The following is a 5777-nucleotide window of genomic DNA, read 5'->3' as shown; positions in this document are numbered from 1 at the left end:
TTTACCCAACTAGTGTGTCTCTGAAAGATTTGGCGACATTCACTTGTAGAGATATCCCAGAGTTTGACACTGGTATTACTACTGCCACTGGCAAGGGTTATTCCATCAGGACTGAATGCTACTGAAGTTACCCAAACGGCATATCCCTGAAAGGTTTGGCGACATTCACCTGTAGAGATATCCCAGAGTTTGACACTGGCATCACTACTGGCACTGGCAAGGGTTGTACCATTAGGACTGAATGCTACTGAGTATACCCAACTAGTGTGTCCTTGCAATGTTTGCTGGCATTCACCCGTAGATATATTCCAGAGTTTGACACTGGCATCACGACTGCTACTGGCAAGGGTTGTACTATCAGGACTAAATGCTACTGAATGTATCCTGCTAGTGTGTCCCTGCAATGTTTGCTGGCATTCACCTGTAGATATATTCCAGAGTTTGATACTGGCATCACGACTGCTGCTGGCAAGGGTTGTACTATCAGGACTGAATGCTACTGAAGTTACCCAATTAATGTGTCCCTGTAAGGTTTGCTGGCATTTACCTGTGGACACATCCCAAAGTTTGATACTGGTATCGCCACTGCCACTAGCAAGGATTGTACCATCAGGGCTGAATGCTATTGAATTGACTACTCTGGCGTGTCCCTGCAAGGTTTGCTGGCATTCACCTGTATAGATATTCCAGAGTTTGATACTGGCATCACCACTACAGCTGGCAAGGATTTTACCATTAGGACTGAATGCTACTAAACGTACTTCTCTGGCGTGTCCCTGCAAGGTTCGCTGGCATTCATCTGTAGAGATACTCCAGAGTTTGATGCTAGCATCACCACTACAGCTGGCAAGGATTGTTCCATGAGGACTGAATGCCACCGAACGTACTTCACCGAGATGTCCTTTACAGACCAAAAGTTCTCTAGTACTTGCAACTTCCCACACACGAACAATGCCATTATGATCGCCCGTAGCCAAAAGTTTGCCATCTGGGCTAAATGCTACTGACAAAACGTGACCCAAGACTTTAGTAAAAACACAATCAGCCAAATTCGCCCCAGCAAAATTCACATCCCACAAACTCGCACCACTAAAATCCGCTCCCTTAATCACTGCACCACTAAAATTTCTTCTCTCCAACGCACCCTTATCCACCTGCACTGCCAACGTCGCCGCATTTCCTCCCACATAACCCACTTCATCATTACTTCTCCCCCGCGTAACCTCGATCGCATCCACAAGAAATTGGCATTCACCCACCATCCCCAACATCAAATCCATCACTGCTTTCGTCAGTGGCGCTTTGCCAAAACTCTCCCGCAACACCTCCAGTGACTCACTTACAAAACCCTTCAGAGGTGCAATGGGGAAAATCTCCCCAGCCGTATCTACTTGTTTCCTAAAATAAACAGACCAAGTATAGTCCTGAGACGCAGCACTGGTATCCAAACAAGATTGTGCCCGTGCCAACTCCGTAAAATCATCAGCCAACACTCCCAACTCCGCTGCAAATTTATACGCCACAAAAAACTCCAACAGTGACCTATGGGCGGGAGTATAATCACCATCGGCATTACGAATCAGCATAGTCTGCCCCATCATGTCATAATGCCAGTGGTCTAAATCCTTCTCCTCTTGCACCACAGAACCAAACAACCGGCGAATCCTATCCGGAAATAGCCGATAATTAATACTCATCTGGTCAGTTGACAGCATCTCCCAAGACAACTCACACAAAAAGTACAGCTTATCTGTCAAGGAAGTAAAGGTACGTTCCGCTTTAATATCCCGTTCCATTTTCCGCCGCACTGCATACAGATAAACCCGTGACATATCCACCAGCTTACCCGCTTCAATTTCTGGCAAAGCTTCCAAAATTAAATCAGTCATCACCGGACGGCGGGCTAAGTCCAACAACTGTGGATTGCCCATCACCTTCTCAACTGTGGTATGTTCAGCTTGGAATGATAAAACCTGCCGAATTTGTTCGTCGTTAAATTTCTCCAGTTGCAGCACTTCAAACTGGGGTGTTTCTCCCGTCAAGTTAGCGGTAGATGCCTGTAACTCTGCATTCAATAAAGCTTGTCTTTCCTTAGCTTCGGGGAAATGCTCCGTGCGACAAGTTAAAATTACCTTAGCTCCAGGAACCACTACCTTCGCCAGTTCCCAAAAATTATTTATCATCTCTTGACGGTTAACCCGCGCCGCCATTTCATCAAAACCATCAAAAATCAGCAACAGTTTCCCCATGCGGTTGAGTTGTTCAAAAGCCGAATATCCGGGTATGGGAATTTCATATTGACGAAAGAAAAACTCAGAAAACAGAGATTCCACACTTACCGCCTTAGCATAGTCCCGCAACGGAATCACCAAAGGTAAACGGGGAAGTTGAACACCACGTTTTTGGGCATCCCGATAACGTTGCAGTGCAACCCAAGCATAATTGAGGGCAAACCAAGTTTTACCCGTACCAAATTCCCCTAAAACCGAAATATGCTCTTTGGCAGGATCATCTAACCAACGGTCGATATAACCCTCAATCCAACCGTCTTCTTCACCGTAATGACTGACTGCTATTTGCTGCTTGGTGACTGGATCTATCTCTTCCTTAGTACAGGCAAGGGGCACATACTTGGTATCAATTTTACAACGTTTTATTTTTGCTTCTAGCCAGTCGAGATAGCCGCTAAAATCAGCATCCTGAACTAGAAGCTCATCAAAGGTATAGCAGCCCAGGAAATCATTTTCCTCCTTCTCAACTTCATTACGTGCTGCACGTGCAATACGGCGAGCAGTTACCAGCCATCCTTCATCTGTGCGTTGTTGTTTCACAGACTGGCGCAAAGCCATTACATCCCCCAGTCCCGCCTCCCCTGCAATTCCCCGCACAAGAATTCTGTCATAGCGATTGCGTCGTACTGGAATATTAATAATCCACTCAAAAAAGTTTTCTGACCAAACTTCATATGGCTCAAAGCGGTAGCCCAAGGTTTCAAACCAGCCGCGCATTTGCTGGGCAAGAGCAATAGCATCACATTGATTTTTGCTGGATATTTTAGCTTCTGGTAATGCAGGGTAATCCTGCGTCGCCAGTCGTGCCATTTCTGTACGAATCCCTTCTAGGGTAGGCAACCTGTCCAGATTTTCTTGAATCGTGACAATCGTTGTGTGTAGAGAAGCAATTTGCTGATTCATCAGTGTATTTTCGGGGTTACGAGTGCGTTTAGCAACTTCTGAAAACACAATGTAAAACGCCACAATTTCTCGCTTGATGCCAATTCCCAAACTTTTAACTTCGTCTCCCAAAGCATAAGCCTGGACAAAATCATCAACCTCGGAAAGCAAAATTGAGGGGTTGTTATGGTCAAATGCTTGGCGGAATGCCCTTTTGATTTCTTCTTGCTGGAACAGTTGCAGGAATGATTTTGGTTTGCTAACGCCGTATTCTACCAAGGCATAGGCATAAACACCACTGAAATCAGCCGGTGGATGGTCAGGTTCGAGGTTAAATTGCTTTAATAATTTGATGACAGTTTCATTACGCTGAAACTTGTCCTTGACAATGGGACTGGCAATACCAGCGATCGCTTCAATTAGTTTGCCAAAGGTAGTTGGTAACACAGGGCTATATACTAAGGGCGAATTATAAGGGACTTTCAATTTTTAAAGTATCCCATTTTTGCTTGTGGGATGGGCTTCTAGCCCATTCATATCAGCGATTAGGCAGGAATGCTTACCCCACAATGAGATAATTTTTTTTGGTGTTTCCTAACCTGTAATTATCCCTTATATTAGCGTATTATTTCACACAAATGACATTAGAGATAATGGAGGGGGAGCGAAAGCAAATCATTGTGCAATAACACAGATATTTCAGATTCCATCTGTTTGTTTGAGCAAGAATATTAAAGTATTAGAAAAATTAATTTTTAGCAACAATAAAAATGTGAGAATTGAAACAGAATAAATTTAAAATTTGATGAAAAGAAGAGACTTTTTAAACCTAGTGGCAGCATCTGCAGGAAGTACTTATGCAGCAATGGTAGCTTTAGATTTAATCGCTAAACCTGTTGCTGGGAAAACTACCCTGAATTTAAAACCCATTTCTGAAACGAAAAAGGTGATTATTTTGGGTGCAGGAATGGCAGGTTTATGTGCGGTGTATGAATTAGAAAAAGCCGGTTACGAGTGCGTAATTATAGAAGCAGAAAATAGAGTCGGTGGTAGATGCTTTACTGCAAGAAAAGGAACAGAAATAACAGAAGTTGATGGACAAAAACAAATTGCTAATTTTGATGAAGGTTTATATTTTAATCCTGGTGCAACTCGAATTGCCCAACATCATGTTACTATAGACTATTGCCAAGAATTAGGGGTAGCACTTGAGCCTTTTAATCATGTGAATGAAGCAGCTTACTATTATCAAGAAAATGTCGGTAAGCTATCCTCTCAGAAAATTAGAATGAGGGCAATCAAACAGGATTTTGCGGGCTATAAAAATGAATTATTGGCAAAAGCAATTAATCAAGATGCTCTAGATGTAGAGTTAAGTAAAGAAGATCAAGAAAAATTAGTAGAATTTTTACGTTTAGAAGGAAATCTGGCTCCTGATTTGTTTTATAAAGGTTCCCGCAATCGGGGTTATAAGAGTTTACCTAGAGCGGGTTTAGAAGCAGGAGTGATTGATTCTCCCTTTGATTTAGCTGATCTGATCCAATATGGATTTGTGAGGTATCTACGTAATGACAGCACTTTTAATCATCAAATTAGTCTGTTGCAAATTGTTGGTGGTTATGACAATTTAGCTAAGGCTTTCGTTGATAAAATCAAAGGAAAAATTCTGCTCAAATCTCCTGTGAAAGAAATTCGCAAAACTGACACCGGAGTTAAGATTATCTATAGAGATGTAAATCAAGAAACTAAATCTATCATTGGTGACTTTTGTATTTGTACCATTCCCTTGCCTGTTTTGAAAGATATTCCTGGGGATTTTTCCAAAGTAATGCAAAAAGCGATCGCAGCTGTTCCTTATATGGCAACAACTAAGGTCGGATTACAGTTTAAAAGACGATTTTGGGAAGAAGATGAGCGCATTTTTGGCGGTATTTCCTATACAAATCAAAATATCACCCAAATTTTTTATCCATCTACTGATTTCTTCTCTGCAAAAGGAATTTTGGTAGGAGCTTATAATTATCAAAAAGATGCAGAATATTTTGGTAATTTGTCTTTAGCAAAAAGACAAAAATTAGTCTTAGAACAAGGAAGCAAAATTCATCCTCAATATTTAGCAGAGTTTGAGCATGGATTTTATTGTCCTTGGCAAAAAATGCCTTATAATTTGGGTGGTTGGGGTATGTATACTCAAGAAATGAGAAAAACTGTTTATCCCCAATTAAATCAACCTGATGATGCTATTTATTTAGCAGGAGAGCATTTAAGTTATTATCCAGGATGGACAACTGGGGCTTTAGAATCTAGTCGTCACGTAGTTGCTCAAATTAATCAAAAAGTTCATTCTTCAGCTTAAATAGGGCTTGCTGAAAAAGTCTTTTGGTGGGAATAGGGAGTAGGGAGTGGGGAGTAATTCGGTGCCTCTTTATTTCTATTCTTTTTGCCAAAAAAAATAACAGATGCAAGGATTTTAAACCTAAAATCCTAATTCCCTTGCACGCCCCTCCTCAGTAAAATAACCTGAGTTCGGGATAAGCTCAAACCCTGATTATATCGTTACCTGATTTTGGTCTTCATAAACGTGTTTGCGTTGTTTCAGGCATT

At 41.7% G+C, this 5777-nt stretch carries 2 protein-coding genes; one reads left to right on the top strand and one right to left on the bottom strand.

Annotation, left to right across the window (positions count from 1 at the left end; genetic code table 11):
• The coding region (locus tag CALSC_RS24100; protein WP_088243765.1) for an NACHT and WD40 repeat domain-containing protein at positions 1-3620 on the bottom strand (3620 nt) is incomplete at its 3' end.
• A 385-nt stretch (positions 3621-4005) separates the two neighbouring features.
• On the opposite strand from CALSC_RS24100, the gene CALSC_RS24095 reads away from it, so the two are divergent.
• Positions 4006-5529 carry a flavin monoamine oxidase family protein gene (locus CALSC_RS24095; RefSeq protein ID WP_235006923.1) on the top strand — a complete coding sequence of 508 codons (1524 nt, stop codon included), beginning with the start codon at positions 4006-4008 and terminating at the stop codon, positions 5527-5529.
• Positions 5530-5777: the final 248 nt, after the last annotated feature.

Source organism: Calothrix rhizosoleniae SC01 (assembly GCF_900185595.1).
Taxonomy (GTDB): Bacteria; Cyanobacteriota; Cyanobacteriia; order Cyanobacteriales; family Nostocaceae; genus Calothrix_A; species Calothrix_A rhizosoleniae.
This window is presented reverse-complemented; position numbering and strand designations above follow the sequence as displayed.